The following is an 18,264-nucleotide window of genomic DNA, read 5'->3' on the forward strand; positions in this document are numbered from 1 at the left end:
CAAAATAAACCACGACGCTTAACAAAGCGTTCACCATAACTGGCTGGTTTTGTTGATGATTTGTTAAGGGAACAAAGCCGCCACGCGCGGCACACGCGACGAGCTCTCGCTGATCCTCCGTCATTGCGAGCGCAGCGAAGCAATACAGGACTGTATCCGCGGAGAGATTCTGGATTGCTTCGCTGCGCTCGCAATGACGGTGTTGACGCAGCTGCGCACACAGTCTCGATCTTGTGCACGGACGTAACGCGGCGTCCGGAGCAAGAGCGAAGCTAGCTCGAGAACGTGCCGCTGCGATCGCTGAAGAGATCGAGCGGTTGCGGCGGCCGCACGTCGGGCGTTGCCGATGCGACCGAGGTGAGCGAGGCACTGTTGCCCCATAGTTTCTGCACCGTGGTCGAGACCGGCTGCGTGGCATCGCCGGGTTGATAGATCGAACGAAACACCGGCGTGCCCGTCGCATTGTCCGCGACATGTGTCGACGAACTCGCGCTGACGGGCGTCACGTTGCGGGTATTCGGGAAGGTCTGGAGATAGGCGGCGTTGTCCACGACAGGCGCTGTGGGCACCACCGCATTGGCGCTCGCGACCTGCGTGGTCGAGGGCGTGGCGCCATACATCGCCATCGCGCTGCGGGTCACCTTCGAATTCGCGGCGCTGGCATAGCGGGCGTCCAGCACCGAATAGACCTCGGAGACGCTGCGGGCGCGGCCGTCCTTGGCGTAGAAGATCGGGCGGTTGGCCGCCGCCGCGTTGGGAAACAGCCGCGCGCCGACGGCTTGCGGATTGTCCTCGGCATTGGCGATCAATTTCGCCGCGCCGCGGACGCCCATGAAATGGGCCATGTAGAGTTCGCTGTCGCTCGGCCTGCGCCCGAGCAGGCCGGTTAGCTTGAAGCTGTTCGACTGCGTCAGCGCCGCGGCCATGGCGGAAGCGGCTTCGGGATCGTCGCGCAGCTTCATGATCGACCGCTTCTTGACGGGATCGTCGACGGTGTAGGTCCCCGATGACGTCCTGGTGATGGCGTCGGCGTAGCTGCCATAGCCGAGCTGGGCACCCGCTTCCTTCACCGTGCCGAGCCAGGTCTGGTCGATGAACTGGTAGAGCCCCTGCGCGGACGAGGTGGTGGCGGCGGCCGTCGGATTGAAGTCCGATTCCATCTTGGCCGTGGTCAGCATGTACTGGAAGCTGACGCCTGTGACGTTCGAGGCCTGCTTGATCGCACCGGCGACACGCGCGCGCGAGGGGTCGAGACCGGCCGCCTGCGTCGCACTGAAATTGTCGACCGACATAATGAAGTGCCCGCCCCGTGCGGCGTTGTGCGGCGCCGGCAATTCGGAGCCCTGCGCGTCACCGTGGGACAGCTATGGTTAATGCGGGGTTAATTGATGCTCCGCGTCATTCCGGGGCATCGCGAAGCGATGAGCCCGGGATCCATTGAGCTGCGCGTGATGCCTTGCGATGGATTCCGGGTTCGCACTCCGCGCGCCCCGGAATGACAGCGAGCTATTTCTTGTAGACCGCGTCTGGATCGAACAGCCGGTCCGCCTCAGTGAAGACCAATCTCGCTCCCCCGCCCTCGGCCTCGACCTTGCGGTAGAAGCACGACCGCCGGCCGGTATGGCAGGCCGCGCCGATCTGCTCGATGCGGATCCAGACCGCATCCTGATCGCAATCGGTGCGCATCTCGACCACGCGCTGGGTCTGACCCGACGTCTCACCTTTTCGCCACAACGCATTGCGCGAGCGGCTGAAATACCAGGCTTCGCCGGTCGCAATGGTCTTGCGCAGCGCCTCCTCGTTCATGTGCGCGACCATCAGCACGTCGCCGGTGGCGACGTCGGTGGCGACGACCGTCACGAGGCCAGCGGCATCAAATCTGGGCAGGAAGGCGAGGCCCTCCTCGATCTCATGGGAATGAGCGGACACAGCAACTCTCGCCGGTTTGTCGCGAGGTCAGCGCGTCGTGCCTCGCACCAGGGACAGGAAACGGGCCTGCTCCGCCGGATTGTCGCGGAACATGCCGGTGAAGCGGCTGGTGAAAGTAGAGGCGCCATGCTTGGCGACGCCGCGCACCGACATGCAGGTATGCTCGGCCTCGATCAGCACGGCAACGCCGCGAGGCTTGAGGACCTCGTCGATCGCGGCGGCGATCTGCGCGGTCAGGTGCTCCTGGGTCTGGAGCCGGCGGGCGAAAATGTCGGTCAGGCGGGCCAGCTTGGACAGGCCGACGACGCGCTCCACCGGCGTATAGGCGATGTGCGCCTTGCCGTAGAACGGCATCATGTGGTGCTCGCATTGCGAGGTGAACTCGATGTCGCGCACCAGGACGAAATCGTCATAGCCCGCCGTCTCGCCGAAGGTGCGGTCGAGCACCTCGGCCGGGCACTGGTGGTAGCCCTGATAGAGCTCGTCGAAAGCCTCGACGACGCGGCGCGGCGTGTCGAGCAGGCCCTCGCGCTCGGTGTTCTCGCCGATATAGGCGAGCAGCGTCTTCACCGCCGCTTCCGCCTCGGCGCGCGCGGGACGCGGCTGGTCGGCGCGGACGGCGGCCGCGAGGAATTCGGCAGGATCAAGCTCGGCCGGGCGGTTTTCGGGCTGCCGGTCGGAGGGCTTGCCCGGGCGGATGGATTTGATTGCAGCGTCCATATCTTCTCCGTTCGACGGCCTAACGGCCGGAGTGTCACCGGCAGACGGGTCGGCCAAGCCGCCGGACGCCTGAACAGAACAGTTTCGGTGCAAAAGTCCCAAGGTCACAAGCCGGCAGCGCAGATCTGGATCACCACCACCGCTCCGCTGGACTGTTTTTCCACCAGTTCCGCCCCTATATAGGACCGTGGGCGGCGCCCGCCAAGGCCGATCCGGCCTGGAAGCGGGTGTGGACGCGTTGGACTCCATCACATGCTGAACGACATTTACAACAAGCGGATCATCGAGCTGGCCGGGAATATTCCGCGGCTCGGACGGTTGGCGGACCCCGATGCCTCCGCCACCGCCCATTCCAAGCTGTGCGGCTCGACCGTGAAGGTCGATCTTAAGATGAACGGGGATACCGTCACCGACTTCGCCCATGACGTGAAGGCCTGCGCTTTGGGCCAGGCCTCTTCATCCATCATGGCAAGTCACGTGGTCGGCTCGACTGCGAGCGAACTCCGTGAGTTACGCGAAACCGTTCGCAAGATGCTGAAGGAGAATGGTGCGCCTCCTCAAGGAAAATGGGAGGAGATCAAGTTCCTCGAGCCGGTCCGCGACTACAAGGCGCGCCATGCCTCGACGCTTCTCACCTTCGATGCCGTGGTTGATGCCATCGGCCAGATCGAGGCCAGAACCAAGCAGCCGGCCGCAGCGCAAGGCTGACCCCCTCTCCGTCATTCCGGGCGAACTTGCGCACCCCAGGTACGCACTTGCTCACCAAGGTTCTCGCTGACGCGCGCCCCGGGATGACTACCGAGATTTAAGAGCTTACTTCGGCGCCGCCGCAGCAGCCGGTGTGGCAACACTACCGGTCGGCACCAGGGCTTCCGCCGTCTTGGTCGACTTGGAAGCCTGCTCCGGTTCCGCGCCGAACCTCGCCTGCGTCTTCGGTGCAAGCTCCGCCATTGCCGGCGCCGAGATATCCACGTGCGGGAGCACGTCAGCCACGAGATCGGTCGTAACCAGATTGGTGAGCTTGAGCTCGCCGGCATCGAGCTCGTGCAGGTCCTCCCAAGGCGGGACGCTGAGCGCAAGCGACAACAGATCCCCGGCGCCACCCATATCGAAGGTGTATTTGGCGAGGCGCCCGATGTCGCGCTCCACGATCATCAGGTCCTGCGCGCTATAGCTCGCCGCCTTGGCATCATCGGCGCGGTCGCCCATCCAGATCTGGTGAACCCGGACATGAGCGGCTTCCGGCACGTAACGCTTCTTGCCGGCCAGCAGCAGGAAGGCGCACATGGATTCGCAATACGCTTCCGGCGCGACGGCCGGCCGTGTCGACGGTCCGCCGCGGAGGCTCACGCCGACCGTGGTCAAAAGCCCGAGATTGCGGAAGCGCCGGCCGAGCGTGATCGCGTCATTGACGGAGCCGCCGCTGGAATCGAGCACTACGGTGGCGCCGCCGAGCTGGCGGCCGCGCGAAAACTCTTCGAATTCTTTGGGCGTATCGGCGGTGATGATGCCGACCGCGCTGATCCAGCCGCGGCAGTTCGGCTCGCAGGCGACCCAGCTGAACTTCATCGGCAGCTTGCGCTCTTCGAGGGCAGCGCCGGCGCGGGCCGACGATCCGAATGTTGCGACAGCGCCAGCCAGCGCGACTCCGCAGACGGCGGTTCCCACCAGCAACCAGCCGCGAAGTTTAAGGGAGTTCAGAAGTGTCAATCTGGTTCCTTCCCCAAGCCCCAAAGCCCCAAGGTCCCCAAACAATCCCCGGTGGCGCTACCTGAGTCCATCATACAGGCGTATGTTTCTACACACGACCGTCATAAAAATGGTATCCGGGCGAATACAGATCGTCCACAGATACTTGCTGCACTGCTCCCAAAAAACACGCAAAATATGGCGTGGAAACAACAACTTATGGTTCCCTGCACCGGAACCGGGCAAAGCTTCGCTCAACATCGCAGCACAACGCACATGAAGCATTCAGCCTGCCAGCGCTGTTCCAGTTCCGTCGATGGTGTGCTCCGGCTGCCGCGCAGATTCGGCCGTGCACTGATCTGGCTGTATCGCCACACGCTGTCACCTCTGGTCGGTTACAATTGCCGGCACCTGCCGACCTGCTCCGTCTATGGCGATGAGGCAATCGAACGGTTCGGGCTGTGGGCCGGCGGCTGGATGACGCTCGCGCGCCTGCTCCGTTGCCATCCCTTCGGCACGTCCGGCATCGACAACGTGCCTCTCACGGCGCCCAAAGGCGCACGCTGGTATCTCCCCTGGCGCTATGGCCGCTGGCGCGGAGTTAACGCGTCCTGACCTGCGGTGCTCTGAACAGCGCCGCCCTGACCGGAACCTTAGACTTTCCGCCCGCGTTGTCTTGATGCTCCCCACGGGAGGAAACAACAATGCGCTGGAAAATCAGCCCGCATTTTCACGTCAAGCCCGGTCCGAATCTCGATCACAGGGCACACGATCCAAGAACCATCGACCTGCTCGCCATCATCGCTTTGCTTGCGCTCGTCCTCGGCTCAGGCTGGTATCTTGAGAGGAGCCTTGCAACACAGCCGAGCACGACGACGTTCATCGTGCCGAGCCAGAGCGTGCATTGGTAGTCACCGGAACCAGTAGAACCGTCCCTGTGACGGAGGGATCGACTCCGGCGGTCGTAGCCGCTTCGGGCGCGGCGGCTTTGGCGCCGGCTCGGCGGCCGAAGTGGTCTCTGCAGCCGGTGCGGTCTCGCTGCCCGGCACCTTCACCGCCAGCAGCAAATTCGATTCACGCATGCGCCAGCGATAGCCGACGCCGAAATCGATCGGCTGGGCGCGCGTGAACAGCTCGGCGTAGCGCTCCTGGTAGCGGCCGGGGAATTCGTCGATGGGGCCGAGATAGCGGCCGAACGGGAAGAACCGCCATTGCCGCGCATTGTAGTTCGCAAGCGGAATGCCGGAATCGTCCTGTATGATGGTGGCGCTGTTGGCGAGCAACCAGTCGCGCGCGACGGTGAAATTGCCGGAGTGCAACAGGTAGGACGCACTCTTGAGCAGGCTGTTGCCGGGCCCGAGCGTCTCGCAGAATTTCAGGAAGCCCGTGGCACGTGCGCCGGAATTTGAGAGGTCGGTCGCGAAATAATACAGCGTACGCGCTTCCCCGTCGCTGCCGGCAAAGCTGATGCGGACGCCGCGCGTCGCGTTCCGTCCGGGATTGTCGCCGCCGACATGTAGCCCGCCCTTGTCGTCGAGCGCGACCATCTCGACGTTGCGGATGGTCTTGCCGGAGCGGGCGAGGAAGACATAGAGAATCGGCAGGGTGCCGTTGACCTGGTTGGCGCTCAGGTCGACCTTCATCTGCTTGGTGATGAAGAACGAGAAGCTCAGGATCGAGCCAAGCGAGCGTTCGACGTTATAGAGCGCAGCGCCGACCGAACCGCGCGGCAGCCGCGTCAAATCGGGCACCGCGCCGACCGGCTCCAGCGCGCCGAGCACGTAGGTGCTGGCTTTGGGATAGAAGGTGTTGGCGTAGAGGAAATCGGGGCCGCTGAACAAATAGAACATGGTCGGTCGGGGCGCGGCCAGATTGAGGTCGGCCCAGCTGCGGATCTTCGAGAGCTGACGCTGCTCGAGCTGAGCGAAGGCGCCGTCGAAGAATTTGGCGTGACGCTGCCAGGCCGGGTCCCTGGTGAGCGGCACCAGCGGCGAGTCCGCCGAAGGCTGCATGCCCGCAAGGAAGCGCGCCGTGTCATCGAAGGTGACGTCTGCGGCACGCGCGGACGAGACGGCCGCAGCCAGGAGGACGAAAGCAACGGCCGCAATTCTCAGGGGGCGGAGCATGTCTATTCGCGATGCGGTGATGCGGCAGCGACGACGGGCCGCCTGCGGAAAACAGCGTAAATCAAAAGGCCGGAGAGCATGACGAGCATTCCCGACAGCGACTGAAGCGGCCGCTCCGTCAGAAGGTAGTACATCATGAACGCGGTCACGAGCAGAAACACGAGCGGCGTGAACGGGTATCCCCAGGCGCGATAGGGCCGCGGCAGATCGGGATCGGTGATCCGCAGCTTGATGACGCCGGCGACCGTGAAGAACGAGCAGAACAACAGCGCGAACTGGATGAAATCGAGCACCGCCTCGAAGCTGCGCGTGAACAGCAGAAGATTGGCGATGGCCAGTTGGAACAGGATGGCATAGGCCGGCGCGCCGCTCACCGACCGCTTGGAGAAAACGCGCAAGGCGGGAATGTCCTCTCCCATCGTCATCATCACGCGCGGGCCGATCCACATCATCGCACTGATCGAAGAGATCAGACCGAAGCAAATCATGGCGCCGACGATCCGACCGCCGAGACTGCCGAAGATGGCGGTGCCGGCGACACTGGCGACGTCGAGCTGGCCGGCGAGCGCGCTGACCGGCGTCGAATGGAGAAATACCGCGTTCAGCGCGACATACAGCACGAGCACGATCAGCGTGCCCGCGAGCAGCGCACGCGGCAAGTTCCGCTGCGGCGTCTTCATCTCGCCGATGATGTAGGTGGCGGCATTCCAGCCCGAGAACGAATACATCACGAAGACGAGCCCGATGGCGAACGGCGCGCTGACGATATGGGCGATATCGCCGGGCTGCGGCGTGAAGCTGATCGGCTGCGGCACGGCGATGACGAAGCCGGCGACCAGGAAGGCGACGATCAGCACGACCTTGAGGACGGTCGAGATCAACTGGAACGTGGATGAGTGCCTGACGCCGGTCAGTTGCACCAGCGAAACCAGCCACACCACGCCGATGGCGAGCGGAATCGCCGGCAGATCGGGTACGACCGACTTGGCATATTCCCCGAACGCCATCGCGGCGAGCGCGACCGGCGCCGCGAAGCCGACCGTGGCCGACACCCAGCCGGCGAGGAAGCCGAAGGCCGGGTGATAGGCACGGCCGAGGAAATTGTACTCGCCGCTCGAGCGCGGAAACATCGCGCCCAACTCGCTGTACGCGAACACACCGCACAGCGCGACGACGCCGCCGACCGTCCAGAGCAGCAGGATCGAGAAGCCGGACGGGATGTCCTTGACCTGGAAGCCGAGGCTGGTGAAGACGCCGACCCCGATCATGTCGGCGACGACGATGGCGGTGGCGACCGGAACGGAGACCCCGGCCCCCCTCCCGGTCAGCCGGTCCGTCCAGGGCGGGGTACCCGCATCTGATGCCGTCATCGGGGTCCTTAACCTCAGGCGCTTCGCCTAATGGGCCGATCGTGCACTTTGGCCCAGTCAATTCAAGCAGGGTTAACAAGGGTTAAATGAGGCAACGGAGGTAGGTACCTGACCACCGCTTAGGCGCTTCTTTGGACGATGTCTCTGGATGCACCCGGGATTGTCCGTTCCGCTCCCCCACAATCAGGACACGATTGCATGGTCCTTTCGAGCGTTCCGGATGTGGGGAAGTTTCTCCGGACGCTTAACGTCGCCTAAACGCCAGTCGGCTCAATTGTTTCAAGTTTGCCGATGGACGTGTGACTTGGACGTGTGACCTGGGACGTAAGACTTGGGTCGTGACTTTGGGGTCATGGGTGGATGGCCGGGGCCGCTCCTAAATTGAGAGCTGATGATCGTGCCGATCGGACAATGTCCGGTCGGCATGATCGTGCGCTCCGGGCCGCTCTAATCTCAGTCATGGTGCCGTTGTCGCTGACGCTGGTTCAATGCGGCAAGGCGCCGGATCCGGCGGCGCTGGCGGCGAACTCCCAGGCGAATGTCCAGGTGGTCGCCAAGACCAATTCGCAGAGCTCGAACGCGCACCTGGCAAGCGGCGACACGTTCGAGGACCGCTTCCCTGCCCCGCAGTTCAGGGAGCGCTTTCCCTCGGCGAGTGAGAGCTTCCTGCAGCGGCAGATGTCGGACTTCTCGCCCAAGCGCGCCGTGCAGTCTCAGCCGGAGCAGGCGTCCTACAAGGTGGCCTCGCTCGAGCCGCAAGTGCCGTACAAGCGCCCCGCCCGCGAGGATCTGACGACACTCGTCAGCATGAAGTCGTCGGCCTTTCCCTATTTCGGCAACAACCCCGCCTCCGACGCGCCCTTCCTCAACATCTCCAAGGGCGACCGCCGCGGCCACCGCAGCTATTCCGGCCGCGTCTACTGGCAGGACGAGACCTACAGCGACAGCCGCGTGCTGGTGCACGTGCCCGAGCATTTCGACCTGCGCAAGCCGGGCGTGATCGTGGTGTTCTTCCACGGCAATGGCGCAACGCTCGAGCGCGACGTCCGCGACCGGCAGATGGTGCCGAAACAGGTCACCGATTCCGGCGCCAACGCGATCCTGCTCGCGCCGCAGATGGCGGTCGACGCCGCCGATTCCAGCGCCGGAAAATTCTGGCAGCCGGGCGGCTTCAAGCGCTTCATGGCGGAATCGGCCGACCATCTTGCGCGCCTCACCGGCGATCCCAACAGCGCGCGCGCCTTCGCCAACATGCCGATCGTGATCGTCGGCTATAGCGGCGGCTTCCTGCCGACGGCCTGGAGCCTCGAGGTCGGCGGCATCAGCGACCGCGTGCGCGGCGTGGTGCTGCTCGATGCCGTCTATGGCGAGATGGACAAATTCGCGTCCTGGATCGAGAACCACCGTTCCGGCTTCTTCGTCAGCGCCTACACCCGCCACACCGCGCGGCGCGACCGCGAGCTGATGAGCATGCTCCGCCAGAAGGGCATCAGCGTCGCCGAGGACATGGACGGGCCGCTACGACCCGGCAGCGTGGTGTTCGTGGAGACCGGCGAGGGCATCACCCATCGCGACTACGTCACGCGCGCTTGGACGCGCGATCCGCTCAAGGACGTGCTGGTGAAGATGGCGGCGACGCCGTCGCTCGCGCTGACGCGCGTCGCCTCCACAAATCCCTAGCCGGGATATCAGTTCCCAATATCAGTTCCTGGGCAGCTTCGGAATGCTCTCGGCAAAGCCGTTGAAGCAGGCCAGCCGCTCGTCCTCTTCCTTGAAGAAGCGGCAGTCGGCATAGCCCTTGGCCTTGGCCGGCTTCGGCTTCGGCGCCGGCGGGATCACCGCGTCGTAGCAGTTGAGGCGATCCTTGGTGCCGTCGTCGATTTCGAGGCAGGTCTGGAGGCGGACCGCGATCGATTGCGGCTTGCCCTTTGGAGCGGCGACAGCCTCCTTGGCGCCTTTCGGCTTGACCTGCACCAGCGGCTTGTCCCCCACCATGGGTGGCTTCTCGGTCTGCGCAAATGCGGAGGCTGAATAGAGCACCGCGGCAACCGCCAGAATCATCCTCATCTCAGTCAACTCTCTTTGATCCCCACGCCGGCCTTCTACCGCTCCCGCGCGAGGTTTGCCAAGCGCCTTGCGCGCACGACCTGCTGCGTTCAGGCGGTGGCGGCAGCCGCCCGCCGGGGCCGGGTCACGACCACCAGGATCAACGCCAGCACGACGAAACCGACCGCGACGAAGCCGAGCGCGTGCAGAAGTTCGCGGGCAAACAGCAACCCGCCGACGGCGGAGCCGACCGCCTGGCCGATATAGAGAACCGACGTGTTGAGCGCGACGGTGGCCGATGCCAGCGGCGGCGCAGCCGCGACCAGCCGCACCTGCTGCATCGAGTTGGTCGAGGCGAAGCCAAGGCCCCAGATCGTCACCGCGCCCGCCATCATGACGAGCGAGCCGGCGCCGAGGGCCCACCCGCTCATCCCGGCAAGCAGCAGGCAGGTGAACAGCAACGAGGTGCGATAGGGCCCTGCAGTGTCGACGATGCGGGTGGCGACGACGACGCCGAGGAAGCCGCAGATCCCGTACAGCGCGAAGACCGAGCCGATCGCATCGGGACCGGCGCCGGTGAGCTTGTTGAGCAGCGGGCCCATATAGGTGAACACGACGAACTGCCCCGACATTTGCAGCATCGTGATCGCGAGCAGCAGCAGGATCGTCCTGCTTCGGCCGACGGCGGCCCATGTCTTCAGATCGACCGGTGCGCCCTGCAGGCCCGCCGGCAGGCGCAGCAGCAACAGCAGCAAGCTGACGCAGCCGAGCGCGCCGACCCCGCCATAGGCCGCGCGCCAGCCGTAACGGCTGGCGATAAAGGTGATCAGCGGCAGGCCGATGGCGGCTGCGAGCGACCAGCCGAGGAAGAGGTACGCAATGGTGCTGCCGCGCCGTTCCGCCGGCACGATCAGCGCAGCCGTGCCGGCGGCCTGCGGCGTATAGAGCGAGCCGACTGCGAGCATCGCGAGCCGAATGATCAGCAGGCTGGTGCAATCGGGCGCAAGCGCGGAGGCGAGATTGCCGAGTGCGAGCACCGCCAGTGTCGTGGCGAGCAGGATCCGCCGTTCGATGCGGCTGGTCAGCCACGCCGTCAGCGGCGAGCCGACGCACAGCGTCACCGCGCCGAAGGTGATCAGGAGCCCGGCCGCGTGGATGCTGATCCCGAGCCCCGCCGACAATTCCGGCAGCATGCCCGCCGGTGCCAACACCGAGCAGCCGGTCACGAGATTGCCGAGCATCAGGGCGGTTGGCGCGAAACGGCCGGCGGCTGGGGCGCTTTTCATGCAAACGCATGTAGCGGCGGCCTGCGACCGGTTAAAGGGTACAACGTGAAATAGTTGCTGGCTCCGCCCCGGGTTTTGCGCGCCACTTTCTTGGAAATGCCGGATTGCGCAGGCCGAATCGCCTGATATATCGCTCGTTCCCGCTTACCTGCGCTCGTTCGCAGGAGTGAGCCCCAGGAGAAAAGCAATGTCCGACCAGCCCAAATCCGAGTCCGGCTTCCAGTACAGCCTCTCCAATTTGAAGCCCGTGACCCCCGCCGCCAAAGTCACCCTCACCTTCCCCGACGGCGCCAAGCGCCAGTTCGACAAGGGCATCACCGGCCTCGATATCGCCAAGGGCATCTCGCCGTCGCTGGCCAAGCGCACGGTCGCCATGGCGCTCGACGGCACGCTTGCCGATCTCAACGATCCGATCGAGGCCGACGCTGGAATCGAGCTCGTCAATCGCGACGACCCGCGCGCGCTCGAATTGATCCGGCACGACTGCGCACACGTGCTGGCGGAAGCGGTGCAGACGCTGTGGCCGGGAACCCAGGTCACGATCGGCCCCGTGATCGAGAACGGCTTCTATTACGACTTCTTCCGCAACGAGCCGTTCACGCCGGAAGACTTTGCCGCGATCGAGAAGAAGATGCGCGAGATCATCGCGCGCGACAAGCCTTTCACCAAGGAAGTCTGGGACCGCGAAAAGACCAAGCAGGTGTTCCGCGACAAGGGCGAGGCCTTCAAGGTCGAGCTGGTCGACGCCATTCCCGGCACCGAGCCGATCAAGATCTACTACCAGGGCGACTGGTTCGACCTGTGCCGCGGTCCGCACATGACCTCGACCGGCAAGGTCGGAGGCGCCTTCAAGCTGATGAAGGTGGCCGGCGCCTATTGGCGCGGCGATTCCAACAACCCGATGCTGACCCGCATCTATGGCACGGCCTTCGCCAAGCAGGAGGACCTCGACGCTTACCTGAGGCAGATCGAGGAAGCCGAGAAGCGCGACCATCGCAAGCTCGGGCGCGAGCTCGACCTCTTCCACTTCCAGGAGGAAGGTCCGGGCGTCGTGTTCTGGCATCCGAAGGGCTGGACCATCTTCCAGCAGCTGATCGCCTATATGCGCCGGCGCCTCTCCGGCGACTACAACGAGGTCAACGCGCCGCAGATCCTCGACAAGGTGCTGTGGGAGACCTCGGGCCATTGGGGCTGGTATCGCGAGAACATGTTCGCGGCGCAATCGGCCGGCGACGAGGCCGAGGACAAGCGCTGGTTTGCGCTCAAGCCGATGAACTGCCCTGGCCACGTCCAGATCTTCAAGCACGGCCTGAAGAGCTATCGGGACCTGCCCTTGCGCCTCGCCGAGTTCGGCGTGGTGCACCGCTACGAGCCCTCCGGCGCCATGCACGGCCTGATGCGCGTGCGCGGCTTCACCCAGGACGACGCGCACATCTTCTGCACCGAGGATCAGCTCGCCGAGGAGTGCCTGAAGATCAACGATCTGATCCTGTCGACCTATGCCGATTTCGGCTTCACCGGCGACCTCACGGTGAAGCTCTCGACCCGGCCGGAGAAACGCGTCGGCACCGATGCGATGTGGGATCACGCCGAGCGCGTGATGGCGACGGTGCTGCGCGAGATCCAGTCGCAGAACAATCACATCAAGACCGAGATCAATCCGGGCGAAGGCGCGTTCTATGGGCCGAAGTTCGAATACGTTCTGCGCGATGCCATCGGTCGCGACTGGCAGTGCGGCACCACACAGGTCGACTTCAACCTGCCGGAGCGGTTCGGCGCCTTCTACATCGACCATGACGGCGGCAAGAAACCGCCGGTGATGGTGCACCGCGCGATCTGCGGCTCGATGGAGCGCTATATCGGCATCCTGATCGAGCACTATGCCGGCAACTTCCCGCTCTGGCTCTCGCCGGTGCAGGCGGTTGTCACCACCATCACCTCGGAAGGCGACGAATACGCCAAGGTGGTGCTGGAGCAGGCGCGGCGCGCCGGGCTTCGGGTCGAGATCGACCTGCGCAACGAAAAGATCAACTACAAGGTCCGTGAGCACTCGCTGGCCAAGATCCCGGCCCTGCTCGTGGTCGGCAAGAAAGAGGCCGAGACGCACTCCGTCTCGGTCCGCCGGCTCGGCAGCGACGGCCAGAAAGTGATGACCACGGCCGAGGCGATCGCCGCCCTGGTCGACGAGGCGACGCCGCCGGACGTGAAGCGGGCGCGCGGCGCCGTCTGAGCCCTGAAATCGATCTAAATTCGCTTCCGGTTGCGGGCGTGCATGCTTATCTCGGCATGGCACGCCCGCCGACCATTTGAAGAGGATATCGCAGTGCCCGATGCCATCGAACTCCTGAAGACCCGCCGCTCGGTCAAGCCGCGCGAGATGACGGGGCCCGGCCCGTCGGCGGCCGAGCTCGAGACCATCCTCACCATCGGGGCGCGCGTGCCCGATCACGGCAAGCTCGCGCCCTGGCGCTTCATCATCTTCGAGGGCGAGGCCCGGCTACGTGCCGGCGAGGTGATCGCGCGGGTCTTCGCCAGGAAGAATCCGGGGGCACCGGCGGCCGACGTCGAGACCGAGCGCAAGCGCCTAATGGACGCACCGCTGGTGATCGGCATCGTCAGCTTCACCAAGCCGCATCCGAAGGTGCCGGCGTTCGAGCAGGAATTGTCGGCGGGCGCCAGCGCCATGAACATCGTCACCGCCGCCACCGCACTCGGCTACGGCGCCTGCTGGCTGACCGGCTGGTTTTCTTTCGACCGCGACGTGCTCGACGGCCTCGGCCTCAAGCCGGATGAGAAGCTCGCCGGCTTCATTCATATCGGCACGCCGACCAAGCCGAACGAGGACCGTCCGCGCCCGTCACTTTCGGACATCGTGACGCGATTTTAATCGATGTTGTGTTGACGCATCGAGCCTCTTGCGGCTTTGATCCCGCCGAGGGAGGAAGGTGCGGATGAGACGCCGTGAATTTCTGGTCGGGGCCGCGATGCTCGCCGGCACGATGGCGCGAAGCCGGGCCGCGGACATCCCCGCCCCCTCGCCCGACGGCCTCGACCGCATCACGGCGTACTTCGACAATGAGGTGGCAAGCGGCCGGCTGCCGGGCGCGGTGATCCTCGTTCAGCAGCACGGCAAGCCGGTCTACCTGAAGTGCTTCGGCGTGCGCGACACCAGGAGCGGCGTCGCGATGACGCCGGACACGATCTTCGCCATCCATTCCATGACCAAGCCGATCACGTGCCTTGGCGCGATGATGCTGATCGACGAGGGCAAGCTCGCGCTGACCGACCCCGTCTCGAAATACGTCCCGCTGTTCGCCGGGACCAAGGTGGGCCGCGAGGTGACCCTGCCCAGCGGCACGGTCGAGCTGGACCTCGACCCACCGGACCGCCCCGTCAACATCGAGGATCTGCTGCGGCATACTTCGGGCATCAGCTACGATTACATCGGCAGCGAATGGGTCGAGCACGCCTACAAGATGGCCAACATTTTCGCGGGCCATTTCGACAACAGGGAATTCGCCGATCGCATCGCCAAGCTGCCGCTGGCGCGGCAGCCCGGAACGCTGTGGCGCTACGGCCATTCCACCGACGTGCTCGGCAGCGTCATCGAGATCATCTCGGGCCAGACGCTGTACGACTTCCTGAAAGCCCGCATCTTCGATCCGCTCGGCATGAACAGCACCAAATTTACGCTCGCGACCGAGGACGAGCTGGCGCGGATGGCGCGGCCGCTGCCGAGCGACTCAATCCTGCTCGCCGGCGAGCGCGACCGCCTGGACCATCCAGAATGGCAGTCGGGCGGCGGCGGCCTCCTCTCGACCATCACCGACTATCAGCGCTTCTCGCAGATGCTGCTCAACGGCGGCGAGCTCGAGGGCAGGCGCTATCTCAGCCCCGCCGCGTTCAAGGCCATGACGACCGATCAGATCGGGCCGGGCTCCGGCGTCGGACGCGACTATTTCTATTTTCCAGGCGACGGCTTCGGCTACGGCTACGGCCTTGCGGTGCGCACCGATCCCGGCAATGCAAAACCGCCGCCGCCGGGCTCGCTCGGCGAATTGAAATGGGACTCGGGGAGCGGCACCTATTTCGGCGTCGATCCCAAGCTCGACATGGTCTACGTCATGATGCAGCAGACCCAGAACGAGCGCGGCCGCATCACCCCCGCGTTCAAGGCGCTGGTCTACGATTGCTATCCGCCCGCGTTACGCCGCCCGTGAGGTGCGCTGGCCGAAATCGGCGAGGAGCTTTCCGAGCTCGGCCGCCGGCCGCGCGGCGCTGAACAGAAATCCCTGCACCTCGTTGCAGCCTTCGGCGCGCAGCCAGTCGAGCTGATCCTCGGTCTCCACGCCCTCCGCGGTCGTGGTGATGTTGAGGCTGCGCCCCAAACCCGAGATCGCGCGCACGATCGCACCGCAGTCGGGCCGCTCAGCCAGATCCTTGACGAAGGAGCGGTCGATCTTGATCTTGTCGAACGGAAAGCTGCGGAGATAGCTCAGGCTGGAATAGCCGGTGCCGAAATCGTCCATGGAAATGCCGACGCCGAGCTCGCGCAACTGGTGCAAGGTGGCGACATTGGCGTCGGTCTCGGCCAGGAAAATCGACTCGGTGATCTCGAGCTCGAGCCGCTTCGGCGACAGGCCGGACTGCGCCAGGGCCGAGATCACGACCTGGACCAGGTTGCGGCTGCGGAATTGTGCCGGCGACAGGTTGACGGCGACCTTGACGTCGACGGGCCATTTCACCGCCTCGGTGCAGGCTTCGCGCAGCACCCATTCGCCGAGCTGGGTGATCAGGCCGATGTCTTCGGCGACGGGTATGAACTCCGCGGGCGAGATCATGCCCTTGTCCGGATGACGCCAGCGCAGCAGCGACTCGAAGCCGGAGATGCGGTCGGAGGCGATCGACACCAGCGGTTGATAGTGCAGCTCGAACTCGCCGTTGGCGAATGCCCGGCGCAGATCCAGCTCCATGTCGCGGCGCCTCTGCGCCTGGAGGTCCATCTCACGCTCGAAGAAGTGGTGCACGCCGCCGCCGTCGGCCTTGGCCCGGTACAGCGCCATGTCGGCATTGCGCATCAACTCTTCCGGCGTGGTGCCATCGCCCGGGGACAGCGCGATGCCGACGCTGGCGCCGATCACCATCTCCTGTCCGTCGACGTCGTAAGGTGCCTTGAGCATGTCGATCAGCAGGGAGGCACAGGCGCTAGCCTCGTTCGGCGAGACGTCGGCAGCCAAGATGACGGCGAACTCATCGCCGCCGAGCCGCGCGGCGAGATTGGTGCCGCGGACCGCTATGGTCAGGCGCTCGGCGACCTGCTTCAACAGGCGATCGCCCACCGGATGACCGAAGGAATCGTTGATGTTCTTGAACAGGTCAAGATCGATGTAGAGCACGCCGACCCGTTTTCCCGCGGCCTGGTCCAGCGCCTGCTTCAGGCGCTCCTGGAAGTGTTCGCGGTTCGGCAGGTCGGTGAGCCCGTCATGATGCGCCATATAGGCGATGCGCGCTTCGGCCTTGCGTCGTTCGGTGATGTCGACCACCGCCACCAGATAGCCGTCGCGCTCGTCGAAGGCGACGCGACGGCCGAAGGTGAGCACCTCGATCTCGCTGCCGTCGGCGCGCAGGTGTCGCCAATTGCGCGAGGAGTGGTAGGCGTCGCCGAGGCGCTCCAGCGCCGCGGCGTGGCTGTCCCACTCGTCCTCCGGCCATATCTCGTGCAGCTTCATGCGCAGGAAGGTCGCGCGGCTGTAGCCGTAGTGCTGGACCGCGGCGTCGTTGACGCTGAGGAACTCCTTGGTCTCTGCGTCGAACACCCACATCGGCATTGGATTGTTGTCGAACAGGAGGCGGAACGAGGCATCGCGCCGCTTCAGGACAGTGACATCGGAGATGGTCAGCGAGACCACGTCGGCAAAGGCCGTGGCGCTGAGCCTGAGGTAGCGCCCCTCGCTCTCCAGCTCGAGCTGCTCGCAGCGGCTGCCCGCAACGGCCTTGAGCAGGAATTCCATCACCTCGGGCAAAGCCAGCAGCGTGCCGCCTTCGCCGATCCGCCGCCACAACAGGCTTGCGCCTGCAACCTTCAGCAGCTCGCCCGCACTCTTGTTGTGGTGCACGACCTGAAGGTCGAACGGCTTGCCGGCGGCATCGCGCAGCGTCGCCAGCGAGACCACCGCGTCGTCGGTCGCGGAAAAGATGGCGTCGAGGAGATTGTATTGCGCGCCGCGCTCGTTGACATAGGCGCCGATCAGCGTCGCGCCCCAGCGCGAGGACGTCGGCAGCGCCAGCATGTCGTAGGTCCTGACCATGCCGTCGCGCACGCAATGCGCGCTCGCCAGGTGCGGCCGTCCGGCCGCCAGCGCGCTCGCCGCCGCTTCCGACAGCGCCGTGGCGCAATCGGGCGACAGCTCGGCTAGGGGAATGTCCCAGCGCTCCTCGCCGAGCCATTTCTGCACGTAGCGTCCGCTGCGCGACAGTTCGAGCACGCCATCGTTCTTCAAGAGCGCGATGTGGTCGGCGAGCCGTCCGAGACTGCCGAGCATGACGTCCTCGTAGCGCGGCAACCGCTCGCCCGGCTTCAACGCCGCACGCCATTTGCGCTGAAGCACCGGGATGTCGTCGAACATTTCGGCGGCCGGTTTTCCCGGCATCTTCTTCGCGGCAGTCATTGCAGTCCCCAACGCACTTTCCCGCCGCATCCAATGCAGGCGCGCTTAACGACGTGTAAAAAGCGCGCAGGCGCGGGTTCCATTCAGCGATTATGACAGTTTTAAGTCAGGTGTTGGTTAGTGGGCGTTAGAGACTGTGACGGTTGCGCGAAGCTGCTCTCGTGTCCCGGACACAGCGCGGCGCGCAAGCGATGCGGCGCAGAGCCGGGCCCGAGAGCGGAGCTTTGGCGCGCACCTGCCTCAACACCGTGAGCGCAGCGAAGCAATCCAGAATCTTTCCGCGGATGCCTTCCTGGATTGCTTCGCTTCGCTCGCAATGACGGAGTGTGTGGTGGGCAGCGCCGTTCTTCAATTCGCATTTCGCTTGCAGACACGCTTCCGCATCCTCGCGGCATTTCTCGCCCGAGCTTTGCTTCTCGCTCACCCTCAT

General features: G+C 64.8%; 16 protein-coding genes. 7 read left to right on the top strand and 9 right to left on the bottom strand.

The genetic code is table 11. The features are described from left to right. Positions 1 to 272: 272 nt before the first annotated feature. From ACTEK7_RS33800 to folE, 3 genes are all read right to left on the bottom strand, one after another. A complete protein-coding gene (locus tag ACTEK7_RS33800) occupies positions 273 to 1,292 on the bottom strand; it encodes a transglycosylase SLT domain-containing protein (protein ID WP_225148759.1) in 1,020 nt (339 codons plus the stop codon). Positions 1,293 to 1,506: 214 nt separating this feature from the next. Continuing rightward, complete coding sequence (gene hisI, locus ACTEK7_RS33805) at positions 1,507 to 1,929, bottom strand: phosphoribosyl-AMP cyclohydrolase (protein ID WP_036010523.1); 423 nt, start codon at positions 1,927 to 1,929, stop codon at positions 1,507 to 1,509. Positions 1,930 to 1,956: 27 nt separating this feature from the next. After that, positions 1,957 to 2,649, bottom strand: a complete 693-nt coding sequence (gene folE, locus ACTEK7_RS33810; RefSeq protein WP_036027718.1) for a GTP cyclohydrolase I FolE — start codon at positions 2,647 to 2,649, stop codon at positions 1,957 to 1,959. Between the two features lie 252 nt (positions 2,650 to 2,901). On the opposite strand from folE, the gene ACTEK7_RS33815 reads away from it, so the two are divergent. Next, complete coding sequence (locus tag ACTEK7_RS33815; RefSeq protein ID WP_036044037.1) at positions 2,902 to 3,357, top strand: iron-sulfur cluster assembly scaffold protein; 456 nt, start codon at positions 2,902 to 2,904, stop codon at positions 3,355 to 3,357. Positions 3,358 to 3,462: 105 nt separating this feature from the next. Here ACTEK7_RS33815 and ACTEK7_RS33820 read toward each other — a convergent pair whose 3' ends face one another. Further along, positions 3,463 to 4,359, bottom strand: coding sequence for a COG3904 family protein (locus tag ACTEK7_RS33820; protein ID WP_225148760.1), 897 nt, complete (start codon positions 4,357 to 4,359; stop codon positions 3,463 to 3,465). Between the two features lie 255 nt (positions 4,360 to 4,614). On the opposite strand from ACTEK7_RS33820, the gene yidD reads away from it, so the two are divergent. Beyond that, positions 4,615 to 4,953, top strand: coding sequence for a membrane protein insertion efficiency factor YidD (gene yidD, locus ACTEK7_RS33825; protein WP_036010511.1), 339 nt, complete (start codon positions 4,615 to 4,617; stop codon positions 4,951 to 4,953). 89 nt (positions 4,954 to 5,042) lie between these two features. Next, positions 5,043 to 5,249: a hypothetical protein gene (locus ACTEK7_RS33830; RefSeq protein ID WP_036044035.1), complete on the top strand. Its 207-nt coding sequence runs from the start codon at positions 5,043 to 5,045 to the stop codon at positions 5,247 to 5,249. Here the strand turns inward: ACTEK7_RS33830 and ACTEK7_RS33835 are convergent, their stop codons facing one another. Continuing rightward, positions 5,250 to 6,464, bottom strand: coding sequence for a hypothetical protein (locus ACTEK7_RS33835; protein ID WP_085972298.1), 1,215 nt, complete (start codon positions 6,462 to 6,464; stop codon positions 5,250 to 5,252). A 2-nt stretch (positions 6,465 to 6,466) separates the two neighbouring features. Next, the gene (locus ACTEK7_RS33840; protein WP_036044034.1) at positions 6,467 to 7,834 is read right to left on the bottom strand and encodes an APC family permease; all 1,368 of its coding nucleotides are present in this window, start codon (positions 7,832 to 7,834) and stop codon (positions 6,467 to 6,469) included. A gap of 360 nt (positions 7,835 to 8,194) precedes the next feature. Here ACTEK7_RS33840 and ACTEK7_RS33845 point away from each other — a divergent pair, with 360 nt between their 5' ends. Continuing rightward, a complete protein-coding gene (locus ACTEK7_RS33845) occupies positions 8,195 to 9,514 on the top strand; it encodes an alpha/beta hydrolase (RefSeq protein WP_225147499.1) in 1,320 nt (439 codons plus the stop codon). Between the two features lie 21 nt (positions 9,515 to 9,535). Here ACTEK7_RS33845 and ACTEK7_RS33850 read toward each other — a convergent pair whose 3' ends face one another. Both ACTEK7_RS33850 and ACTEK7_RS33855 read right to left on the bottom strand, forming a co-directional pair. After that, positions 9,536 to 9,901: a hypothetical protein gene (locus ACTEK7_RS33850; protein ID WP_036010500.1), complete on the bottom strand. Its 366-nt coding sequence runs from the start codon at positions 9,899 to 9,901 to the stop codon at positions 9,536 to 9,538. Between the two features lie 89 nt (positions 9,902 to 9,990). Next, positions 9,991 to 11,166 (bottom strand): MFS transporter, encoded by a 1,176-nt coding sequence (locus ACTEK7_RS33855; protein WP_225147500.1) that lies wholly within the window; start codon positions 11,164 to 11,166, stop codon positions 9,991 to 9,993. A 187-nt stretch (positions 11,167 to 11,353) separates the two neighbouring features. On the opposite strand from ACTEK7_RS33855, the gene thrS reads away from it, so the two are divergent. From thrS to ACTEK7_RS33870, 3 genes are all read left to right on the top strand, one after another. Next, positions 11,354 to 13,396, top strand: coding sequence for a threonine--tRNA ligase (gene thrS, locus ACTEK7_RS33860; RefSeq protein WP_225147501.1), 2,043 nt, complete (start codon positions 11,354 to 11,356; stop codon positions 13,394 to 13,396). 93 nt (positions 13,397 to 13,489) lie between these two features. Beyond that, positions 13,490 to 14,053: a nitroreductase family protein gene (locus tag ACTEK7_RS33865; protein ID WP_036010490.1), complete on the top strand. Its 564-nt coding sequence runs from the start codon at positions 13,490 to 13,492 to the stop codon at positions 14,051 to 14,053. 64 nt (positions 14,054 to 14,117) lie between these two features. After that, positions 14,118 to 15,386, top strand: coding sequence for a serine hydrolase domain-containing protein (locus ACTEK7_RS33870; RefSeq protein WP_225147502.1), 1,269 nt, complete (start codon positions 14,118 to 14,120; stop codon positions 15,384 to 15,386). Here ACTEK7_RS33870 and ACTEK7_RS33875 read toward each other — a convergent pair. Further along, complete coding sequence (locus tag ACTEK7_RS33875; RefSeq protein WP_225147503.1) at positions 15,372 to 17,834, bottom strand: putative bifunctional diguanylate cyclase/phosphodiesterase; 2,463 nt, start codon at positions 17,832 to 17,834, stop codon at positions 15,372 to 15,374. The genes ACTEK7_RS33870 and ACTEK7_RS33875 overlap by 15 nt on opposite strands. Between the last annotated feature and the right edge of the window lie 430 nt (positions 17,835 to 18,264).

Source organism: Bradyrhizobium sp. JHI2711, assembly GCF_056156565.1.